General features: G+C 64.4%; 17 protein-coding genes. 5 read left to right on the forward strand and 12 right to left on the reverse strand.

Translation table 11 applies throughout. The features are described 5' to 3' along the window. Positions 1 to 233: 233 nt before the first annotated feature. Positions 234 to 1,832, forward strand: coding sequence for a glycosyltransferase 87 family protein (locus I6F24_RS11895; protein WP_225149235.1), 1,599 nt, complete (start codon positions 234 to 236; stop codon positions 1,830 to 1,832). Positions 1,833 to 1,906: 74 nt separating this feature from the next. After that, positions 1,907 to 3,139 carry a glycosyltransferase family 87 protein gene (locus I6F24_RS11900; protein ID WP_081492866.1) on the forward strand — a complete coding sequence of 411 codons (1,233 nt, stop codon included), beginning with the start codon at positions 1,907 to 1,909 and terminating at the stop codon, positions 3,137 to 3,139. A gap of 222 nt (positions 3,140 to 3,361) precedes the next feature. Here I6F24_RS11900 and I6F24_RS11905 read toward each other — a convergent pair whose 3' ends face one another. The 3 genes from I6F24_RS11905 to I6F24_RS11915 all read right to left on the reverse strand — a co-directional run bounded on the left by I6F24_RS11905 (position 3,362) and on the right by I6F24_RS11915 (position 5,245). Beyond that, positions 3,362 to 3,574, reverse strand: a complete 213-nt coding sequence (locus I6F24_RS11905; protein ID WP_036021901.1) for a hypothetical protein — start codon at positions 3,572 to 3,574, stop codon at positions 3,362 to 3,364. Positions 3,575 to 3,683: 109 nt separating this feature from the next. Continuing rightward, the gene (locus I6F24_RS11910; protein ID WP_036021898.1) at positions 3,684 to 4,913 is read right to left on the reverse strand and encodes a glycosyltransferase family 87 protein; all 1,230 of its coding nucleotides are present in this window, start codon (positions 4,911 to 4,913) and stop codon (positions 3,684 to 3,686) included. Positions 4,914 to 5,080: 167 nt separating this feature from the next. Next, positions 5,081 to 5,245: a Flp family type IVb pilin gene (locus tag I6F24_RS11915; RefSeq protein ID WP_035998610.1), complete on the reverse strand. Its 165-nt coding sequence runs from the start codon at positions 5,243 to 5,245 to the stop codon at positions 5,081 to 5,083. 297 nt (positions 5,246 to 5,542) lie between these two features. Here I6F24_RS11915 and I6F24_RS11920 point away from each other — a divergent pair, with 297 nt between their 5' ends. From I6F24_RS11920 to I6F24_RS11930, 3 genes are all read left to right on the forward strand, one after another. Then, on the forward strand, positions 5,543 to 7,033 hold the full coding sequence (locus I6F24_RS11920; protein ID WP_074447703.1) for a hypothetical protein: 1,491 nt from the start codon (positions 5,543 to 5,545) through the stop codon (positions 7,031 to 7,033). 110 nt (positions 7,034 to 7,143) lie between these two features. Further along, positions 7,144 to 8,640 carry a hypothetical protein gene (locus I6F24_RS11925; protein ID WP_225156416.1) on the forward strand — a complete coding sequence of 499 codons (1,497 nt, stop codon included), beginning with the start codon at positions 7,144 to 7,146 and terminating at the stop codon, positions 8,638 to 8,640. Between the two features lie 64 nt (positions 8,641 to 8,704). After that, entirely contained in the window at positions 8,705 to 9,700 is a 996-nt protein-coding gene (locus I6F24_RS11930) for a glycosyltransferase family 2 protein (RefSeq protein ID WP_036021887.1), read from the forward strand. Between the two features lie 64 nt (positions 9,701 to 9,764). Here I6F24_RS11930 and I6F24_RS11935 read toward each other — a convergent pair whose 3' ends face one another. The 9 genes from I6F24_RS11935 to I6F24_RS11975 all read right to left on the reverse strand — a co-directional run bounded on the left by I6F24_RS11935 (position 9,765) and on the right by I6F24_RS11975 (position 22,266). Further along, positions 9,765 to 11,204, reverse strand: coding sequence for a hypothetical protein (locus tag I6F24_RS11935; RefSeq protein WP_225149236.1), 1,440 nt, complete (start codon positions 11,202 to 11,204; stop codon positions 9,765 to 9,767). Positions 11,205 to 11,325: 121 nt separating this feature from the next. Next, entirely contained in the window at positions 11,326 to 12,558 is a 1,233-nt protein-coding gene (locus I6F24_RS11940; RefSeq protein ID WP_057028066.1) for an APC family permease, read from the reverse strand. 9 nt (positions 12,559 to 12,567) lie between these two features. Then, entirely contained in the window at positions 12,568 to 13,407 is an 840-nt protein-coding gene (locus tag I6F24_RS11945) for a universal stress protein (protein ID WP_225126311.1), read from the reverse strand. Positions 13,408 to 13,658: 251 nt separating this feature from the next. Beyond that, positions 13,659 to 15,581 (reverse strand): ATP-dependent zinc metalloprotease FtsH, encoded by a 1,923-nt coding sequence (gene ftsH, locus I6F24_RS11950; protein WP_035998585.1) that lies wholly within the window; start codon positions 15,579 to 15,581, stop codon positions 13,659 to 13,661. Between the two features lie 276 nt (positions 15,582 to 15,857). Continuing rightward, a complete protein-coding gene (gene tilS, locus I6F24_RS11955; RefSeq protein ID WP_035998583.1) occupies positions 15,858 to 16,913 on the reverse strand; it encodes a tRNA lysidine(34) synthetase TilS in 1,056 nt (351 codons plus the stop codon). Between the two features lie 64 nt (positions 16,914 to 16,977). Continuing rightward, on the reverse strand, positions 16,978 to 18,075 hold the full coding sequence (ybgF, locus tag I6F24_RS11960) for a tol-pal system protein YbgF (protein WP_225149237.1): 1,098 nt from the start codon (positions 18,073 to 18,075) through the stop codon (positions 16,978 to 16,980). A gap of 207 nt (positions 18,076 to 18,282) precedes the next feature. Continuing rightward, the gene (pal, locus tag I6F24_RS11965; RefSeq protein ID WP_035998574.1) at positions 18,283 to 18,771 is read right to left on the reverse strand and encodes a peptidoglycan-associated lipoprotein Pal; all 489 of its coding nucleotides are present in this window, start codon (positions 18,769 to 18,771) and stop codon (positions 18,283 to 18,285) included. Positions 18,772 to 19,015: 244 nt separating this feature from the next. Continuing rightward, positions 19,016 to 19,777 (reverse strand): hypothetical protein, encoded by a 762-nt coding sequence (locus I6F24_RS11970; RefSeq protein WP_035998571.1) that lies wholly within the window; start codon positions 19,775 to 19,777, stop codon positions 19,016 to 19,018. A gap of 167 nt (positions 19,778 to 19,944) precedes the next feature. Next, positions 19,945 to 22,266, reverse strand: coding sequence for an EAL domain-containing protein (locus tag I6F24_RS11975; protein ID WP_036021865.1), 2,322 nt, complete (start codon positions 22,264 to 22,266; stop codon positions 19,945 to 19,947). Positions 22,267 to 22,275: the final 9 nt, after the last annotated feature.

Raw genomic sequence — 22,275 nt, forward strand, 5'->3', positions numbered from 1 at the left:
CGAGCCCTCGACTACTCGCGACTTTGACGTGCAATCACGCAAAGTTCCCGCATTGATTCACACAACCTTAACTGGCTACCCGTAGTCCTACGGTTGTAAATTGGAATTCGGCAATGCGTTTCACGAGCGGGCTTTCTGCGGTTCAGCGACCCGGCTCTGCTCGTGATGTTCCCGGCGCATATGGCGCCTTGATGCTGGAACGCGCGGCCATTTCCTCCGATCTGCGAGAGGTCATGTCCCTGCCCGCGGCCGACAGGCTGCGGCGATCGTGGAGGGCGAAGCAGCGCGGCAATGCGCTTGCAGCGATCGCCGTTGTCGTCTGCTCGATGCTGGCAGGCGCGCTCTACACCCTGGCCATGGGCGAGGACGTCAACTGGGATTGGCAGAACTACCACGAATACAATGTCTGGGCCGTTCTCAACGGCCGCTATGGCGTCGATGTGGTCCCGCCGGGCTTTCAGACCTACTTCAATCCGCTCGTCTATTTCCCCGTCTACTATCTCCGCCATGTGCTGCCGGCGCCCTATGGGCTGATGATCATCGGCGCTGTTCACGGCCTCAACCTTGCGCTGATCTGCCTGTTCGCGCGTCTGGTGCTGCGCCAGGCCGCAACCATCGCGCCGGTCATAGCAGTGGTCGTCATCGCTGCCTCGGGTCCGATGACGCTCTCGGAAGTCGGCACGAGCTTTTCCGACGTGCTGCTGGCCTTGCCCGTGATCGGCGGCTGCCTTCTGATCCTGGTGGCGGATCGCCGACCCGCGATCTGCGTCCTGCTCGCGGGATTGCTGATCGGTGCCGCCGTCGGGCTGAAGCTGACCAATGTCGTCTACGCGATCGGCGCTGCCGCTGCGCTGCTCGTCTCCGCGCGTCCGCTTCGCGCGATCGCGCTTCTTGGCATCGGCGGGATGGCCGGCGCGGCGCTCACCGGCGGCGGATGGTGCCTGATCACGTGGCGCGACACCGGCAATCCGATCTTCCCGCTGTTCAATGCACTGTTCCAGTCGAGCGAGGTGGCCGGCGTCAACCTGATGGATGCGCAGTTCATGCCTCATGGCGTGCTCGACGCATTGGCCTACCCCTTCTACTGGCTGATCGGCGACCACCGCGGCGCGGAGCATCCGTTCCGCGACGCGCGCTTCGCGGTGGTGATGGTCCTGCTCGTGCTCGGCCTGTGGGTCCGCGCGAGGCGCAAGAGCGCGATCCTCACCCGGGGTGACGTGCAGCTGGTGGTGCTGTTTGCGGCCTCTTACCTCGCATGGCTCGGCTTGTTCTCGATCCAGCGCTATGCGGTGGTTCTGGAGCTCCTGTGCGGTCCGCTGATCGTTCTCCTGCTCACGCGCCTCGCCGCGAGCACCGGACCGTCATCGCTGACGGCGTCCCCTCGTCCGCTCGCCGTGTTGACGTTGACGCTCGCAGTCGCGATCGCAGCGTGGTCGCAGCCGGCGGACTGGTGGCACCGCCCCTGGTCCGACGTCTACCGGCCGAAGATCGCCCACGAGCTCGATCAGCCCGCGACCTATTTCATCCTCGGCAAGCCGCTGGCCTATATCGCGCCGCAGCTGCCCTCCCAATCGCGCTTCTACCTGCTCGCCGATATCGCCGTGCCGATCGTCCCCGGCGGCATCTTCGACCAGCGCATTCGCGCCGGGCTGAAGACGCCGCTGCCCGGCGGCGTCCGCGAATTGCACATGCGCGGCGATCCGGACCGCAGCGCGCTGCTGGATCGCTACGAGCTCACCATCGATCGCTCCCGGCCCTGCGTCACCATTGAGGGCGCCCGCCCCGGCACGGTGATCGAAAGTTGCCCGCTGATCGCGCGGACTGCGCATTAGTCGCCGTCCGCGCGGAACTCAAACTTGAGAACCATCGCGCCTCTCGAACAGAGGCCTCACCCTTTGAGCGTACAATGAGTCATGGCAAGCTTGGCACAGGCAATCCAGCATCAGTAAGGATCTACGCGTCCCTCACCGTGGTCGCTGCGGCCATTCTGCTGGCGGTTGTCATATTTGACTTCCAACTGGCAGCAGCCCAGTCGTTCCCATCGTTCGTACGTGACCCAGGCGGCTTTCCGGTTGGTCGAGATTTTCTGAACACTTGGATAGGCGGCCGATCGGCTTTTTCCGGCGGCCCTGCGGACTGGTTTGATTCCAGCGCCTACATGGCTGCGATAGCGAAGGTGACCGGCATTCCCGATTTGGCACCTCTGTATTGGTCGTATCCGCCGCATCTTCTGTTCTTCATTTGGCCCTTTGGTTTGCTCGGTTTTCTGCCGTCGTACATTGTGTGGTGCGTCACCGGGCTTGCCCTGTACGTTTGGGCGGCAACATCATGTGGTGTCGAACGAAAATACTGGGTGTTTCTGGCCGTCGCACCTGCCGTCACGGTTAACGTATTCCTCGGCCAAAATGGCTTCTTGACCGCTGCGCTCTTGATCGGCGGTCTGGCAAACCTCGAGCGGCGGCCGATACTCGCTGGAATTTTGTTTGGTATGCTGACTATCAAGCCGCAACTCGGACTCCTGCTTCCGATCGTGCTGGTGCTGGGAGGGCACTGGCGAGTCATTGGTTCAGCCGTCGTCATGACGGTGTCGCTTGTCGCCGCGACTGCAGCATGGTTTGGGCCAGAAATCTGGATCGCATATTGGCATAAAGTTTTGCCGCAACAGCACGAACTGCTCGACGTGGCAGGTATCATGGGCTGGCCGATCGTTGCCTCAGCCTTGATCAACGCCCGCCTTGCGGGTCTTCCCGCTGATTTGGCCTGGGTGGTGCAAGGAGCGGCGTCGGTATGCGCCGTCGGTGCGGTAGTTTGGACGTTCTGGCGCAAGCGCGATCCGATCCTCTCACTAGCGCTCTTCGTTACCGCCACCTTCTTGTTTTCACCCTGGATCATGAACTACGACATGGTCGTATTCGGATGGATTGTCGCGCTTCTGCGTCAGCGCGGAAACGAAGCATTCGCCGATCAAATTCTTTCGCTTGCGTTGTGGATGCTGCCTATTCGGATGTTTCCATTCGGCTTCGCGCAAATACCGATTGCTTTACTGATCCACCCCTTGTTCGCCGCTCGTCTGCTGTGGCGGTTGTCCAATGATAGATCAAAGCAAGCCTCGTCAGTGACGTCGCCAGCGTTAGCTTGAGTGGCGACATCTCCTATTGCGTGACACCATCACGAGGGCAATCTTGAGCAGCGTTCTCACGCGCGGACATCCCTCGTGCGAAGGCGCAACATCCATCGGTTGTGCATCAAATGAGCGCGAAGCTTCAGTAAATTGGGAGCCGCGTTTCGCTTCCGGCGCTCAGCCGACAATCTCCGGCTTTCAGCCGGCAGACCGTTTTGGACCCAAAGCGGGCGATACCTGTCACCCTTTCATCCCATCCAGCTTGGGATGATTATTGTAAATGTTGTCGTGAAGCATGGTGTCTATTCGAGCGATGATATCGCCGACCGACGTTCTCAATCTCAGGAACTCTTCTGCTGAAGAGGCTTCTTGGGCAAGCGCGAGCGCCCGGGATAGCTCCTCAATGCTCCGCTCTATATGTAGTTTGAATCTCGCGGCTGGCTCTGCGTCCATGGTACTCTCTCGCGGGAATTTCGCCTACATTGGCAGCGTACCAGTTCTTCGGCCCCAAAAGTCTTTCAATTCTAGCGTCTCAAATCCGATCAGAGCGTGACCGAGTTCCTCAGCTCGTTCGCGTGAGAGCGAGCTGCGCCGATGCGGCCTCGGCACTCCGCCAGGCTGCGCAGCGTCCGAGGATCAGCCCGAACACGATCAGGATCGCCGGGAAGCCGACCGGTTGCCCGAGAAACAGGAAGCTCGCAAGCAGCGCGAAGACGAGCGCCAGCGCCATCACCTCGTGGCGTGCGAAACCTTCATCGAGCCCGGCGCGGATGAGGAACGCCACCGCGATGCCCAGCACGACCAGATCGTACATGAAAAGATAGGGCGTCGTGAGCAGCGTCGCCGTGGCGAGCATCGCTGCCTTGAGGGCGTAGGGCAGCCGGCTCCGCCACACCACGACCAGCGCCACGGCAACAGCTGTGGTCAACACCCACTGGAAGATCCATGCGAGCTGCTCGGTGCCGCCGAGATAGCGCACCAGCGCGAAGATGCTCTGCATCTTGAACCAGGGCGCCCTGCCCTCGGTCAGAAAGGCCTGGGAGAACATCGGAATCCAGTGGAAGAACGCCTGCCAGCTTTCGGTGCCGAAGGCGAACCAGGATAGTGCAGCGATCGCAACGGTGACGATCGCGGCGCTGAACAGCACGGTCCATTCGGCGGCGGCGAAGAGAACCAGCGGAAACAAGAGACCGTATTGCGGCTTGTAGCTGAGAAGGCCGAGACAGATGCCGGCCAGCACCGGCCGCGTCGGCAGCAGATAGAGCATGCCGCCGATCAGCGAGGCCGTGAGGAAACCGTTCTGCCCGACCAGGATGTTGAGGAAGGCTGCCGGAAATCCAACCGCAATCACAAGGCCCGCATTGCGTCCGATGATCGCGCGCATCACGGCGAGATAAGGCACCATGCTGAAGGCGGCCCAGCCGATGAAGGCGATCGCATAGGGAAATTGCGCGAGGAAGGACGCGACGAACAGGAAGGGCGGCGGATAGTGCCAGGCGAAATGGCCGACGAAATCCTGCTTGAGCAGCGCAAGCTCGACCTGCTTCTGAATGTCCCAATCCCAGGCCTGCGCGGGATGCCCCTCGAGCGCCAGTCTTCCGGCCGCCCAGACGTTGACGAAATCAGTGGGGATGCCGCGCCCGTCGGCGTCAAAGATCCAGAGATGGGCGAGATAGGCCGTCGGAAAATACGCCAGCGTGACGATCGCCAGCACGAAGGAGATGTTGACGAGGATCGCTGGGACCGCACCGTGACGGCCGATTGCAGGCGGAACGGAGGAGGCTTCGGCCATGCGGCTTCCTTGCGCGATGATGTGAGGCGGATGCGCCCAAGCCATACACCCGAGTGGCTTGAAGGAGGCTTAAGCCTGATCGTCGAACGCCCCGCGCCGATTCCTGGACAACGCAAAAGAGCCCCGTCGATGACGGGGCCCTTCGCTATTCCGCTGGTCGTCCGGCCTTACTTGAGGCTGGTCGAGATCGAGCTGAACTTCGTGTTCAGCGTGGTGCCGAGGTTGTTGACGACGGTGATGATCGCCAGCGCGATGCCGGCAGCGATCAGGCCGTATTCAATGGCGGTGGCGCCGGATTCATCCTTCATGAAACGCGCAACGAGGTTCTTCATAGAGTGCTCCAAATGAGTACACGAGGCTACAACTGATCTGGTCTCTTCGGCTTCCCAGCGCCGCCCGACCATGGCAACTGAACGTAGAGGCAAAGAATTGCACCGCAGTTAATTCGGCTGCGTAAACACCGAGCGGATTGCGTGTATCGGCCCATGGTAAATCCAAGTTCGAAACAATCCGTTAAATTGTAAGCATCTGACGCCGGCCTGGCGCGGCCGGTTTACCCGAAGTTATGACCGGCGTGGTCCAATGCCGCCCGCTCGGGCCGGCAAGAACAACCAGGACGACGAGACGGCATGTCCCTTTCTTTCGCCAACAGCATCGCGGTGCAGGGCCGCGCGCGTGCCCTGGTGCCGTTGTGCGTCGGCGCCGGCGCCTATCTGTTCTTCCTGTTCCTGGGCGATACGCTGCTTCAGGATTCCGACTCGTTCTGGCAGATCAAGATCGGGCAATGGATCCTCGATCACCGCGCCATGCCCATGATCGATTTCTATTCCTTCACGCGGACGGGCGCGCCGTGGATCTCGACGTCCTGGCTGTCGCAGGTCGCGTTCTCCTTCTCGCATGCACAATGGGGCTGGGCAGGCCCCGTCATCCTCACCGCGGCCGCCATCGCGCTCGCACTCGCGATCCTCGTGTATCTGCTCGAGGCGCATATCGGAGCCCCGCGCGCGGTGCTGTTCGCGATGCTGGCGCTGCTGCTGTCGATCCATCACGTCCTGGCGCGGCCGCATATTCTGGCGCTGCCGGTGATGGTGGCGTGGGTCGGCTTGCTGATGGCGGCTGCGAGCCGCCGGAGCGCGCCGTCCTGGACCTGGCTGCCGCTGATGGCGCTGTGGGCGAACCTGCACGGCGGCTTCGTGCTCGGGCTCGCGCTGATCGGCCCGATCTCGCTCGAAGCGGTCGAGCATGCCGAGAAGGGACGGCGGCTCGCCCTGTTCATGCGCTGGGTGCTGTTCGGAATCGGGGCGCTGATCGCGAGCTGCTGCACGCCGTACGGCTGGCGAACGCTGCAGGGCGCGACCAACATCCTCAGCCTCGGCGAATTGCTGACGCTGATCGTCGAATGGATGCCGGCGAACTTCGCCACGTTCACCCCGTTCGAAGGCGCCCTGCTCGCCCTGATCGCATTCGGTTATTATCGCGGCCTGGTGCTGTCGGCACCCCGGATCTTCCTGATCCTCTTCCTGACCTGGAGCGCGCTGAGCCACGTCAGGAGCATCGACGCATTTGCATTCCTGGTGCCGCTGGTGCTGGCAAAGCCGCTCGGCGAGATGTTCCCGCAGCCGGCGCTTGAGCCCGCCGGTGCCGACAGCTGGCCCGGCCGCTATGTCACGGCGCTCGGCGCGCTGATGATCGTGGCGGCAAGCTGGACCTCGACCTCGCTCTATCTGGGGCACCACCGCTTCACCTTCACGATGACGCAGACGCCGGTCGCGGCGGTCGACCTGCTCGAGCAACGCAAGGTGCAGCGCGTCTTCAACGCCTACCAGTTCGGCGGCTATCTGATCTCGCGCGATATTCCTGTTTTCGTCGACGGCCGCGCCGAGCTCTACGGCGAGAAATTCATCATGGACTTCTTCAAGGCGACCGAGGGCAAGAAGCCCGAGCTGTTGCCGCGCCTGCTCGACGAGCACAAGATCGATGCGACACTGCTGGGCGCGGATGCGCCGGGCCCGCAGATCCTCGACCAGCTCACGGGCTGGAAGCGGATCTATGCGGACGACATCGCCGTGATCCACGTGCGCGACGCCGCAGACGGCGCGACCGCGGCGCCTTCGAAGTGACGACCCGCTCCAGCGCGCGTCTTCGGCCTCAGCGACTTCATCAGATGGTTCCTTCCAGCAAGCCGATCCTGACAGATCCGGCGCGTTCCGCCCCGGACCGAGCCGTGGCGATGATCGTGCTTGCGATGCTGGCTGTAGTCTCGTTTGTTCCGGTGCTGCTGACGCCCATTCCGGCGATGGTCGATTATCCCAATCACCTCGCCCGCATGTCTGTTCTGAGCCAGAACGGCACCGCGGGTGCAAATCCGTATTACGAGGTGAGGTGGGCCTTCTATCCCAACCTCGGAATGGACCTGCTGGTCCCGCAGCTGGCGCGGCTGATGAGCGTCGAGAACGCGACGCGGCTGTTTCTCCTGCTGAGCCAGGTCCTGATCGTCACCGGTGCGCTTCTGCTCGAATGGGTCAGGAAGGGACGCATCCATCTCGCCGGCTTCGCCGCGCTCGCTTTGCTCTATTGCCTGCCGTTCAGCTGGGGTTTCGTGAACTTCGAGTTCGGGCTCGGCCTCGCGCTCTGGGGCATCGCCGTCTATCTGATGCTGGCGGAAGGCCCCTGGCCGCTGCGCTTCATGGCCAATCTGATCTTCGTCGCCGCGCTCTATGTGGCGCATTTCTTTTCGCTCGGCATCTATGGCGCAACGCTCGGCCTTTTCGAGCTGTCGCGCGTCCGCCAAGGGCGGGTCGCGTATTCCGTCGCGGCCGCGCGGCTTGGCGCGCTGGCCCTACCGGCGCTTGCGCTGCTTGCGATCATGCATGTCACGGCAGGCGCGATCGGAAGCCAAGGCAACGATTGGTTCCTCGCATTCAAGCCGGTCTGGCCGCTCCGCATCATGAACGGCTACAATCTGACGGCCGCGGCGGTGACCGGGCTGACCCTCATGACCGCGTTGCTGTTCGCCGTAAGGCGCGGCTTGCTCAGGCTCGAGCCCGCCGGGATTTGGATCGCGCTCGGTCTTGCGCTCCTGTACGTGGCCATTCCCTCGAGGCTGTTCGGGACCTCTTTCGCCGACCTCCGCGTGTTTCCTGCTGCGGCGCTGATCCTGCCGGCGTTCTGCTCGCTGTCGCTGCCAAGCCGGGCTTGGCGGATGGCTGCACTCGCTGCGATCGGCGGCATCACGCTGATCAATCTCGCCGTTGTCTTCACGGTATGGCTGCCCTACCGCACTGACTACGCGGCCATTGTCGAGTCGTTCCGCAAGGTCGAACGTGGCTCGCGCGTCCTCGTCAGCAATGCGGACGAAGCTGGCGACCCGCCCTTCGCCGATCTCACGGCGTATCCGATGTATTATGCGCCAACGCTGGCGGTGCACTATGCCAATGCGTTCGTGCCCAATCTCTTCACGGAGGCGGGCAAGCAGCCTGTTCGGGCCGTCGAGGCCGTGCGCCATCTTGCCACTCCGGATGGCGGACTGGTGTCCTCAGGCCTGCTCACCGCGATAGCAGCGGGCCACCCGCCGGCGGACTCGCCGCGCTTTGTCCGCACCTGGCACCGGGATTTCGACTACCTCTATGTGCTGGGACCGCGGGCCGCAAACCCGCTGCCGGATCTGCTGGAACTATTGGAGACCTCGGATCGGTTCGTGCTCTACAGGATTCGCCGCAAGTCCTGAGAAAGGCGACCTTAACCACCTGCCCGTAGACTTCCGTCCCTGCAACCCAGCTGGACTCCTTCGCATGGCGGCCAATTCCGGACCGATCCGCTACAGCCTCGTCATTCCCGTCTTCAACGAGGAAGCCGTACTGCCGATATTGTTGCGCCGGCTCGACTTCCTGCTGTCCCGGCTCGACGGGCCGGCAGAGGCGATTTTCGTCGACGACGGCAGCAGCGATTCCAGCTCGATCGTGCTACAGGCACTCGCTGTGCGCGACGCCCGCTTTCGCTATATCGGCCTGTCGCGGAATTTCGGCCATCAAGTCGCCATCACCGCCGGCATGGACGCCGCGCAGGGCGACGCGATCATCGTCATGGACGCCGATCTGCAGGATCCGCCCGAAGTGATCGAGCAATTGATCGCAAAATGGCAGGAAGGCAACGACGTCGTCCACGCCCGCCGCCTGTCGCGCGAGGGAGAGAGCCGATTCAAGCGCGCGACCGCACACCTGTTCTACCGGCTGCTCGGCAAGATGTCCTCCGTCGGCATCCCCGCCGACGTCGGCGACTTCCGCCTGATCGATCGCAAGGTGCTGGACGCGCTCAGGCAGATGCCGGAGCAGGATCGCTTCGTACGCGGCATGATCGCCTGGCTCGGCTTCCGCCAGGCCGAGGTCACGTTCCATCGCCTCGAGCGCGCCGCGGGCGAGACCAAGTACCCCCTGTTCAAGATGATCCGGCTCGCGGTGAACGCCGCGCTCGGCTTTTCCGATCTGCCCTTGCGCCTGGCGATCTGGTGCGGATTGACCGTCTCGGCATTCGCACTGCTCTACGGCGGCTGGGTCGTCGTGATGTGGCTGAGCAATGACGCTCATCTCGTGACCGGCTGGTCCTCGACCATTGTCCTCCTCTCGCTGTTGTGTGGAATGAACATGCTGATGACGGGGATCGTGGGCCTTTACGTCGGCCGCATCCATGCCGAAGTAAAGCGCCGTCCACTGTACGTGGTCCAGAAGCGAGCCGGCTTCGATCGCAACGAGGCGGCGACTGCACCCGCGAAACACGCAATCAACGAGTGATTCGCCGCAATCATCTCGGACGTGAGGCCAACACCTGGTCTTCAATGCTGCTGCCGAGCGGGCTTTACTGCATCTCTCGGCGCTTGTGGACGACCGCCACATCGTCGCTGTACACGCGTTGCCAGTGCGGCAGCCGGTCAAGCATCGCTGTGGCGGGCGTATTCGGTGCGAGCAGCGTCGCGCTGATCTTGTAGTCGTCGAGCAGCTTGAGAAAATCTCCGAGGTCAATCAGCGCCAGGGCGCGATTGTAGCGGTCGATGAACGGTCCGCCGAACAGTTCCGCGCGGCCGTCGATGAAGGTTGGAATGCCGGCAAAGACCAAATAGCCGCCGAAGGAATAATCGTTGAGCAGCGGCCCCGCCTTGGCGAGGTCGGCACGGGCGACCGCCGCCTCGGGGGTGATGAGGGGAGCCGGCCGGATGTCGCGCGCCAGCGCCAATCCACTCATCGCGGCCAAGATGCCGAATGCCGCCAGGTTCAAGCCACGCGAGGAGCGGTCGGTCTCGTTCCCGCTCGGCCCGCCGAACCTCCGGGCCAGCGGGGCCGCGAGGTAGAGCGGTGCCAGCATGGCCAGCAGATCCGCATTGCGCATCTGCGCCAGCGCGAAATGGAGCAAGCCGATCACCACGAGGGTCCGCACGACCGGCAGCGTGACGCCGCGCGAGAGCGCGAAGATGCCCCCCAGCAACAGCAGCTCGAAGCCGCCGATGCGGCTGAAATCCTGCGGCCGCCATTCCGCGATCCAGGCGAGCGCGGGACCGAGGCCGAGCGTCGTGATGGGCATCAACAGCGGTTCCGGCCCATGCGGCGTCAGGCAGGATGCGGCGACGGCAAGCAGTGTGAATGGCACCCAGCGCAGCAGCACGCGTGGCCATTGGCTTCGCTCCTCGCGCAGCAGCGCCTCGAGCACCACGGGTCCAATCAAGCCAAGCGCCAGCACTCCGCTGCCGTGCAGATTGCCCCACACGACCAGCAGCGGCAGGGCCCAGTATGGTGGCGGCCTGCCGTGATCCATGCAACGCACCAGGGCAGCCGCCCAGATCACCATGATGGGCATCACGAGCACGTGTGGCCGCGCCAGCATGTGCGGCGCCGTCAGGATGACGGCCGCGATCACCATGACCAGCGTCTGGGTCGGCGACAGCTCGCGCAGCAGGAAGTATGTGAGCAGACCAAAGGCGAGTGCGATCGCCGCGGCCGCGACGACGACGACGCCGGACCAGCCGGACAGGACGTAGGCTCCGGCATAGATGACTTCCGACAGCCATTCGAACGTGATCCAAGGCGCGCCATGCTTCGAAAACGAAAATGGATCGCTCGTCGGCAGGGTCCCATGCGCCATGATCCAGCGCCCGAGCTCGACGTGAGAATAGCTGTCGGGATCTCCGAGCAGCTTCGGGCCGACAGCCAGCAACACAGCGTAGACGGCGAGCCCCACAGCCCAAGGGAGCACTGCACGCGCCGAAAACGGTTGAACCGCGCTGGAGACGACCTGATCAGTCATGGCGGGCCAAGCTAGGCCTTAATTGTTAAGGTGTTCTTTAATGTTTCACCGATCGCGCGTGCGGAAGCGAGAGAACCGCCATCGCAACGTCCGGGTCCTCCGCCGAAACGCCACGCGGGCGCTATCGCACGAGATCGATCAGGAGCAACGCGGCGCTTGTGAACAGTCCTGCGATCGGCACCCAAATGGGCACGAAGAACACGCCGGCGGGAGGCTTGGATTCTCTCGTCTTGATGCGAAGAAGCGCCAGGTTGACCAGGACGAAGATCCCGAGCGTCAGGCGTGAGGTCCATTCGGCCAATCCGGTCAAGGGAATGCCGAGCGCGAGGATCAGGATGGCGCCCACGCCGAAGAGGGTTGCAACCACCGGCGCTCCGCTTCTGGCGTTCACCCGGGCCAGAAAGGCCGGAAGGCTGCCTTGGTCCGCAAGCCCGTACAGCACACGTCCGATCATCAGCATGTGAACGATGATCCCGTTGACCGTCGCAACGATCGCGATGACGCTCAATACCGAGAGGGGAAGACCGGTCAACCGCTGAAAGACAAGTGCAAGCGGAGCCGAGGCGTGCGCGAGCTCGGCCGGGGGCACCGCGACCACCGCGACCCAGACGACAATCATGTAGAGGAGCGCGGTCACGCCGAGGGTGATGAAGAGCGCCCAAGGCAGCGTGTGGGACGGATTCTTCATTTCCTCGGAGATGTTCACGAGGTGCTCGAACCCGATGAACGCAAACACGGCGAGCAGCGACGTCTGTGCGATCCCGGTCCACGCTGCTTTATCGCTCAGGGGAGCCAACAGTTCGGGCAGCCGGGAGACCAGGGCGTCGCCCTCAAACAGCCCGGCTCCGACAATGAGGACCAATCCTCCGATCTCCACGACCGTCATCAAGCCGGCGAAGCTGATGGACTGAACCGCGGACAGGCAGGCGATCGCTCCCATCGCGAGCACGACGCCGGCGATGATCCAGCTGGCAGGCAGCGGCAGGAACACGCTGATGTAGCCGGCGCTCCCCACGGTGATGGTCGCGCCCGAAATCGTCGCTGCAGCCACAACGAGCAACCCTGTGGCACCGCTGAGCCATTTTCGATGAAACGCGGCCTGGACATAGGCGGCCTCGCTCGCCGCGACCGGCAGTCGCGTGCCCAGTTCGGCAAAGCTCCCGGCCGTCACGCCCATCACGACCGCGGCAACGAGGAACGCCAGAGGTGCATGCATTCCGCTCCGGGCAGCGGCCGCGCCCACCAGGACGTAGATTCCGGCACCGATCGTCACGCCGAGCCCATAGAGGACCGCGTGCGTGAGCGTCAGCGATCTGACGAGTTTCGTAGACCCGAGCGGCGCCACCTCCTGCATCACCAAGCGTCAATGCGAAAACAGGATCGGCACCGGCGGCTTGGACAGCAGGCCCCTGGTCGCGCCGCCGAGCACGAATTCCCGCCACCTCGGCGTTCCGTACGCGCCCATCACGAGGACGTCGATGCCGTGGGACAGCACGTAAGATGTGAGGACCTCGTCGATCGGCTTGCTCTCGGCATCGATCTCATCCAGCACGACCTCGATGCCGTGACGAGCCAGGTTCTTCGCCAGTTCTCGGCCGGAATGTCTGGAATCCAGGGGCTTTTCGTTGGTGACAGTCACGACGCGCACACTTCTTGCGCTTTCAAGCAAAGGAAGTGCGTCGGAAACCGCTCGCGCAGCGGTACGGCTGAAGTCCCAAGCCACGCAGATGGCATCGAGCCGCAACGGACGCGACCGCGGGCCGGTGGGCAGGATCAGCGTCGGCCTGCCGGATTCGAAGATCACCTCCTCGGCGTACCCCAGATCATGGGAGTCCGGCACCGCCATGATCGTGAGATCCCGAAGCCTTGCATAGTCAACCAGCAGCGCGGCCTCGCTGGCGGTTGCACAGTGCTCGAAGATGGTCTCATGCCGGACGCCGGATTTGTCGGCGGAGGCTTCGAATGCGGCAAGCAGGGCTTTCGCATTCTCGCGGCTCTTGGCGGCCTCGCGCGCAATAAGCGCGGGTATGTCCAGGATGACATCCCCGAGCAGGCTTGCGCGCACCTCCGCATGGACCTCGCAGGAAATGGCTGCGAGGTGCGCCCCCAGGGTGGCGGCCACCGAGACGGCATCGTCGATCACTGAAACCGGCGTCGGCTCCGGGTAGCTCGCCAGGGTCAACAGAACATCCTTGAAAGCCATGTGTGCCTCCTTTGACGAGTCGGAACCTAACGCCGTCGAGATGCTCCTTCTTGACCCACCGCAACCGATTCAGCCGGATGGCTGTGGCAAAACGGCCCAGGCTCGAACGATGCGCCGGAACAGAACGCTCTGGTTCGGCGGCGCCTGCCTTGCGGGAGGGGCCAGCGCAATGCCAGCTCGCGAAGCGCGCTCGGACAATAAAAAACGCGGCGTCACCGCCGCGTTTTTCGATTCTCAGCTGCCGCTTGGAATTACGCCTGCGGCTGCGGCTCGAGGCCGGGATCCGGATCGGGACGCGGGCGCGGCTTGCCGGCCGGGGGCACGGCGGAGGCGCGCGGTGTGGTCGGCTCGAGCACGGACTCGCGGTTCGGCTTCTTGCCCTTGAGCAGGTCGACGATCTCGTCGCCGGTCAGCGTCTCGAACTCGAGCAGGCCCTTGGCCAGCGTCTCGAGATCGGCGCGCTTCTCGGTGAGGATGCGCGTCGCCTCCTTGTAGCCTTCCTCGACCAGACGCTTGATCTCGGAATCGATCTTCTGGACGGTGGCTTCGGAGGCGTTCTGCGTGCGCGACACCGACATGCCGAGGAAGACCTCGTCCTGGTTCTCGCCATAGGAGACGGTGCCGAGCTCTTCCGACAGGCCCCAGCGCGTCACCATCATGCGGGCCAGGCGCGTGGCCTGCTCGATGTCGGACGCCGCGCCCGAGGTCACCTTCTCGCGGCCGAAGATCAGCTCTTCGGCGACGCGGCCGCCCATCATGATGGCAAGGCGCGAGGTCATCTGCTCCAGCGACATCGACAGCTTGTCGCGCTCGGGCAGCTGCATGACCATGCCGAGCGCACGGCCCCGCGGGATGATGGTCGCCTTGTGGATCGGATCGGTCGCGGGCACGTTGAGGCCGACGATGGCGTGGCCGCCCTCGTGGTAGGCCGTGAGCAACTTCTCTTCCTCGGTCATGACGAGCGACTTGCGCTCGGCGCCCATCATCACCTTGTCCTTGGCCTCCTCGAACTCGGCCTGCGTCACCATCCGCTTGTTGCGGCGGGCGGCGGTCAAAGCGGCCTCGTTGACGAGGTTCATCAGGTCGGCGCCGGAGAAGCCCGGGGTGCCGCGCGCGATGGTCTTGAGATTGATATCGGGCGCCAGCGGAACCTTGCGAACATGCACCTTCAGGATCTGCTCGCGGCCGACGACGTCGGGGTTCGGCACCACGACCTGACGGTCGAAGCGGCCCGGACGCAGCAGCGCGGGATCGAGCACGTCGGGACGGTTGGTGGCGGCGATCAGGATCACGCCTTCGTTGGCCTCGAAGCCGTCCATCTCGACCAGCAGCTGGTTCAGCGTCTGCTCGCGCTCGTCATTGCCGCCGCCGAGACCGGCGCCACGGTGACGACCGACGGCATCGATTTCGTCGATGAAGATGATGCAGGGCGCATTCTTCTTGGCCTGCTCGAACATGTCGCGGACGCGGCTCGCGCCGACGCCGACGAACATCTCGACGAAGTCGGAACCGGAGATGGTGAAGAACGGCACGTTGGCTTCGCCCGCGACCGCACGCGCGATCAGGGTCTTACCGGTGCCGGGAGGGCCGACCAGCAGCACGCCGCGCGGAATGCGGCCGCCGAGGCGCTGGAATTTGCCGGGGTCGCGCAGGAACTCGACGATCTCCTGCAGGTCCTGCTTGGCTTCGTCGACGCCGGCGACGTCTTCGAAGGTGACGCGGCCATGGGCCTCCGTCAGCATCTTCGCACGCGACTTGCCGAAGCCCATCGCCTTGCCGGCGCCGCCCTGCATCTGCCGCGACAGGAAAATCCAGACGCCGATCAGCGCGATGAAGGGCAGCCAGGAGACCAAGAGCGAGACGAACCACGGCACGTTGTCGCCGGGCGGCTTCGCGGTGATCTGCACCTTGCTGTCATAGAGGCGCTTCACCAGCGTCGGGTCGTTCGGCGCGTAAGTCTGGAAGCTGGAGCCGTTGGTGAAGGTGCCGTGGATGTCCGGCCCCTGGATCACGACGTCGCGCACATTGCCGCGGTCAACTTCGCTCAGCAGCTGCGAGAAGGCGATGTCCTGCGAGGAGGCCCGCTGACCCGGATTCTGGAAGAGCGTGAACAACGCCAACAGCAGCAAGACAATGATGACCCAGAGGGCGAAATTGCGCAGATTGGCGTTCATCGATCTTCCTTCGTGGTCGCGCGGATCGCGGCCGTGATCCTTGGGCAGTTGATTTGGTCAATGCGAGGAAATCCCAAGGAATCCTCATCGTTAGACGGATACAATTTAGGTGCCGCCCCGGTCGCTGCCAAGGGAACGAGATGGGACTATTTATCCCATCTTAGCGCGATTCCCGCTGAAATCATGGCGTCCGAACCCGGGTTTTTCCTGCCTGGTTAAGGTGGCCTGACGGCACGGACGCGAATTGACCGGTGTCATGATCCGCTCTCGTCGCGCTCATCTGCCCTTGCGCCGCCGGGCCGGCGCCGGCGCGATCTGGATACGCCCGCCGGCAAGGCTGATCAAGGCTCCCGCGAGGGTCTGCTTCAGAACCGGCCGGCCATTTGCGGCTGCACCGGGGCCGGCGATCGCCCGATCAAGCACCGACATCAGGGTTTCGACCTTGCCGAGTTCCGCCGGCCCTTCATGGCCGAGCGCGTTGATGGCCCGCAGCAGGAGCCGCAGCCGCACCTCCTCCGGCAGGGCGGCAAAGGTCGCGGCCTCGAAGCTCCTGACACTCGCCTGCGGCGCATCGCCGCGATCCCGCAGGCGGAGGAAGCGCTCGGCGCCGTCGGCAAGCACCTCGACCGCCGCATTGGCCCGCGCCAGCCTTGCCGCGAGCCGCGCCAGATTTCTGGCGTCGCCGCCCTCGGCCGCGAGGAGCGGCAGCAGCGCGCGCAGCCGCGGCCGTGTGTAGGCGGTGTCCCGGTTGGTGGGATCCTCGGCAAAGCCGATCCTCGCCCGCCGCAAGGTCGCGATCAGCTGCGATTTCGGAACGTCGAGCAACGGACGCGCCAGCACGATTCCGTCGCGCTCGGTGAATGGAGCCATGGCCGAGAGTCCGGCAAGTCCGCTGCCGCGGAACAGGCGCATCAACAGGGTCTCGGCCTGGTCGTCGCGGGTGTGTGCCGTCAGCACATGGCTCGCGCCGGCGGCACGGGCGGCCTGTGCGAGCAGGCGGTAACGGGCCTCGCGCGCGGCGGCAGGCAGCCCCGTCTTCGGCTTTTCACCGCGCCAGCGCAAGGTCCGGTGCGGCAATCCGAGCGCCGCGGCGAGCCGCTTGACCTCGCGCGCCTCACGGGCGGCCTCCGGGCGCAGGCCGTGATCAATCGTGACGACCGTGATTTGCGGGCCTCGCGCGAGGCTGCGCTGCCAGCGCGCTGCAAGCCACATCAGCGCAACCGAGTCGGGCCCGCCGGAGACCGCGAGCACCAGCGCCGGGGCATCTCTCAGGCCCGCGAAGAGCCGCCTCGCCTCGCGCGCCGAGATCGGTGAATCGTCGTCGTCTGACATGACGCTGCAATCATCCGCGGATTGACCGAATGTTTAGCGCAACGCCATCCGCTTTGTCAGCGGATCAGCACTTCATCCGCTTCTGCTCGCGATCGACGGCGGCTTTGACGCCGGCGGAGGCGCGGGGATATTTGCGGCCGATCTCGCCGAAGGCGGCGCAGGCGGCCTCCTTCTCCTTCAGCGCGGCGAGCGACTGGCCGAGCCGCAGCAGCGCATCCGGCGCCTTGGCCGATTTCTCGTATTTGGTGGTGACGGCGAGGAACGCTTCGGCGGAATCGCGATATTGCTGGCGCTGGAAATAGCTCTCGCCAAGCCAGTATTGCGCGTCGCCGACCAGCGGGTCGCTCGGAAATTTCTGCGTGAAGTTCTTCATGGTCTGCTCGGCCAGCGCGTAGTCCTTGCGCTGCATGTAGCCGATGCCGAGGTCGAACTCGTCGCGGGGCGTCGCCGACGGCGGCAGGGTGGCCAAAGCAGCGCCACCGGCCGGTGCGGGATAACCCGATTGTGCCGGCGGATAGCCGGGCTGCGCGGCCGGCGGCACACCTTGTTGGTAGCGCGGGCTGGTGTTGGCGAGATCGAGCGGCTCGCCCGCATTGCGGCCGCCGCCAGGCGTGACCGCCGGCATCGGCTGCTGCCCGCCGCCGAGTGCGCGCGGCGCGCCGGGCGCATTCGGGTTCTGGTTCGGGTCGAAGGCATCGCCGCGGCGGCGTGTGCCGGGAGCGCCGGGCGCCGGCTGCTCCTGAACGATCGGCGCGGGCGCGGCGATCTGCGGCTGCTCGTAGCTCGGCGGCGCGGCTTGGCTCGGCTGCGCGGCCTGCTGTTGCGGGGGCTGGCGATATCCGGGCGCGACCTGCCCCGGTGCAATCTGGCTCGGTGCGATCTGCGCGGGCGGCATCGCCGCGACGTTTGGTGCCTGCCCGGGCGCCCCTTGCGCGCCGCCCTCGAGCGCCCGCAGGCGCTCTTCCAGCTGGCGGTTGCGATATTGCAGCTCCTCGTTCTGGCCGGTGAGCTGGCGCAGCCGGTTCTCCAGCCGCTCGATCCGCATCTCCGGGTCGACATCATCCGACTGCCCGTAGACCGATTGCGCAAGCGCGGGCGAGCACAAAGAGAGCAGCGCGGCGGTCGCCGCGGTACCGGTAAAAGCCTTAAATCTGGATGACATCTTGCCCTGACGACGAAAGCGAAATGGCCTGCGACGGAACCCTCGACGCGCCACACATCGAAGTGGAGTACGCCAAAAATGTGACTGATACCAAGGGGTTTTCAGTCACAGAATGCTGAAACGAAACCGGCGCCCGAGAGGGCGCCGGCATCATCCAATTGCAAAGCTGAACGGGGCCTGACTGACCACCGGAGACCTGACCGAGCGTCAGGAGCTGGCGTTCAGGACAGTGACGGCGCGGCGGTTCTGCGACCAGCAGGAGATGTCGTTACAGACGGCGACCGGCCGTTCCTTGCCGTAGGAGATCGTGCGCATGCGGTTCGGGTCGATGCCGCGCGAGGCGAGGAACGAACGGACCGACTGGGCACGGCGGGCGCCGAGCGCGATGTTGTATTCGCGGGTGCCGCGCTCGTCGGCATGACCTTCGATGGTGAAGGAGTAGCGCGGATAGGTCTGCAGCCACTGCGCCTGCTTCTCCAGGGTCACGATCGCCTGCGGGGTCAGATCGGTCTGGTCGCTTTCGAAGAACACGCGGTCGCCGACGTTGACGACGAAGTCCTGCTGGCTGCCGGGCGTCGCCGCATTGGCCATCGCATCCGTCGCGGCATTCTTGTTGGCGCAGGCGCCCATCGACAGCGCGACGGCGAGCACCGCGGCCAGCTTCAATCCCTGGAGGATACGCATAGGATGTCTCATTCCGGAGCCTCCACGCTCACGTTAGTCCACTGCTGTCCGGTCTACAGGGGGTTGGTTAAGCGAACGTTCCGTCAACCTTGACGGAACCTTGCCTCAGCCGGTCAAATGCCCCCAACCAGCGAAAAGCAAACGTCATGGTTAATGGGTTGTAAATGTGGCGCGAGGGTGAAGGCAAGCCGCGTCGGCCGGCAAAAGAGCCGGCACTTGCTGGAATTTTGGGCCGAAATGACCGGGGAGCGCCCGCCTAGACCGAACCGAGCGCTTGAGAGGCCACGTCCAAGGTCCGCGGCGTGGTGAGCAGAATCGGCCGCGTGGCGGCCTGCCGGGGGATGCTGCGTTCAAACAGCATGCGCCGCTCGAACGCGCTGGAGCGCATGATCGGAAAGCGCGCGAGCACCTTGTCCCGCTGCCGCCGGACGTCGGTCGCCATCAGGACCGCCTTCTTGGTGGGCCAGCCCGGAAAGCCCCGCGGCTCCGGCGAAATGGTCTCGTGCAGGAAGATGCGGCGGTAGAACGCCTGATGATCGGTCCGGATCATGGCAAGGCCGGTGTCGGCGTTGAAATGATCGCACGCGACAAAGGCGAGCCGGACGGTCAAATAGGGCAGCTCGGGAAAGCGGTGGTGCTTGTCGGGATCCGCAACGAGCCGGCACGGATCGACAAAAACCTCGCCGCGATCGAGGCGGGGATGCAGGATGTCGCCGAACACCTCGGTGGTATAGGACATCCGCCATTCCGACGTCAGCAGATGGATGCGGACGGAGCTGCAAAGCTCTCCGTCAACGTAGACCCCGAAATTCCAGGTGTTGGGCGTTTCGTCGAAACGATCGCTGACGCGCAGCGAAGGTGATGGCTCGATCAGACCGGCCTGCAGATAGGCGCGGTAGCGCATCAGATACAGGTTGTCCTTGTCCTCGGGCGTTTCGATGAGCCGATAATCGATGCGGTCAAACAACGCGGCGCCTCGTGGAAGGAGCGCCGTGTTCGGTTCGGCTCCGGACTTCATCTGCAACCTCTGACTCCAAGCAACTTCCACGAGTAGCCAGACCTTAATGGTTCCTTAACGGAATTGCAAAGCTATAGAATCGTTAGGGTTAACCTTTGCGAGCCCGCAAGACTACGGTGCACACGGGAGCCGATTGCGAGAGTGGAGCTGCCGGGAAGGGATCGGGCCTATCGCGACGACACGAGGGCGAGCTGGTCGTCGGGCACGCGACGACCATGCGAGGCGTTGAGCAATTGCCGGATCCGCACCGCCGGTACGGGCCGGCTGAACAGGTAGCCCTGCCCTTCGGTCACGGTGCCGTCGGCGCTGATCAGCTCGAGCTGCTCGTTGGTCTCGATGCCTTCCACCACGACGGCCATGCCGAGGTCGGCGGACAGCCGCGCGACACCGCGCAGCAGCGTCAGCGGCCGGTCGGAATCGATGCCTTCGAGGAAGGAGCGATCGATCTTCACCTTCTGCATCGGGAAATTGTGCAGGTAGCTGAGGCTGGAGTAGCCGGTGCCGAAATCGTCGAGCGAGATGCGCACGCCGAGCGCATGCAATTGCGACAGGATGTCGTGGGTGAGCTGGGTGTTGCGCAGCAGCGAGGACTCGGTGATCTCGATCTCCAGACGATGCGCCGGCAGGCCCGACACTTCGAGCGCGTAGCGGATTTCGCTCAGGACGTCGCGCTGGTGGAATTGTTGCGGCGAGAAATTAACGGCGACGCTGACACCCTCCGGCCACTTCATGCATTCCATGCAGGCGCGGCGCAGGATCCAGCGGCCGAGATCGACGATCAGGCCCATGTCCTCGGCGACCGGGATGATGTCGACCGGCGAGACCGTGCCGCGCACCGGATGATTCCAGCGCAGCAGCGCTTCGCAGGTGGTGATCTTGCCGGACCTCAGATTGACCAGCGGCTGGAAGAACAGCTCGAATTCCTCGTTGGCGAGCGCCTTGCGCAGGTCGAGCTCGAGGATACGGCGCGCCTCGACGGTCGCGGCCATCTCGTCGCGGAAGAAACAATAGGTGCCGCGGCCGTCGGCTTTGGCGCGGTACAGCGCCATGTCGGCGTTCTTGAGCAGCGTGTCGGCGCTGGTGCCCTCCGGCGAGGTCAGCGCGATGCCGACGCTGGCGCCGATCTCGACCAGATGATTGTCGATGCGGTACCGCTCGCTCAACCGCTCGACGATGCGGCGGGCGAGTGCCGCGGCATCCTCGGGCGACGTGAGGTTCTGCTGGAACACGACGAACTCGTCGCCGCCGAACCGGGCGACGAAATCCTCGGGGCGCAGCATCTCGCGCAGGCGGTTGGCGACGGCGCACAGGAGCTGGTCGCCGCAGGGATGGCCCAGCGTGTCGTTGACCTGCTTGAACTGGTCGAGGTCGATGAACAGCAGCGCGGAGAGCTGCGCCGCATCGTGGGAGACAGCCAGCAGGTGCTCGATCTGGTCGCGGAAGTTGACCCTGTTCGGCAACGCCGTCAGGTCGTCGTATCGCGCAAGATGGGTGATCTTGGCCTCGGCGTTGCGCCGCTCGGTGATGTCCTCGAGCAGCAGCACCGCCCCTCCGTCCGCCATCGGCTGAACGGTCCAGCACAGCGACCGATTTCGCTCCAGGTTCGCCTCGGCGGTGATGATCTCCTTCTCCCGCGAACTTTCGATGCCGGCGACGATATGCTCGCCGTCCGCGCTCGAGATGGATCTTGCCTGCACGCACGCCGCGATGATGTCGCGCGCACTGGCGCCGCTCCGAGGCAGATGGTCGGGCAGGTTCATCATCGCCGCGAAGCGGTGATTCATCACCGCGAGCTGGCCATCGCGATGGAACATGCAAAGACCGTGCGGCATGTTGTTGAGGGCGGTATCGAACTGGCCCGCAAGTGCGGCTTCGCGTTCGCGCGCCACCACGGCGCCCATGAAGATCCGGTGCAAGTTGACCGAGAGCTGCATGATCGCCAGCAGGAAGGCCGCGCTCACAACGGCCATCGCGATGTAGTAGGGCGTGCCGCGCCACGCCAATGCCAACACCGCCGGGGCGAAAATGAGCAGCGCCTGCAGATGGAAGATCGACGGTCGTCCGTACGCCCTTCCCGCTCCCCCTGCGGCAATGCCTGTCGTGACCGACAGGGCAATCATATGCGCGACCGCGTCGTCGGTGGCGAGCAGAGTCGTGCCGCACCAGATGCCGATCGCTGCAGCTTGGATCTTCGCGCCGATCTGATACCGCGCCTGCCAGCGTTTGGCCGCCTCGGCGGTCACGCTCGACTTGCGTCCCTGATAGCGACGCAAATCGATCGCCCGCACCGTTCCGGCCAAGACGAGCAGCGCCACGCACGCCCAAATCAGGGGCTCACCTGTCTTCAGCGCAGTCAGCGCAGCACCGATCGACACGAAGATGAGACCGGCCAGCAGCGGTCCGGGCGCTTCAAAGAGCGAATCGATCTGCGCCGCCGGATTGACCGGCGGCGGTTGCCCCTGCTCTCCGCTCTGGCTTGCGAACTGCATTTTGGTTTG

It is taken from the genome of Bradyrhizobium sp. BRP23 (assembly GCF_020194135.1).
In the GTDB taxonomy this organism is placed as follows: domain Bacteria; phylum Pseudomonadota; class Alphaproteobacteria; order Rhizobiales; family Xanthobacteraceae; genus Bradyrhizobium; species Bradyrhizobium yuanmingense.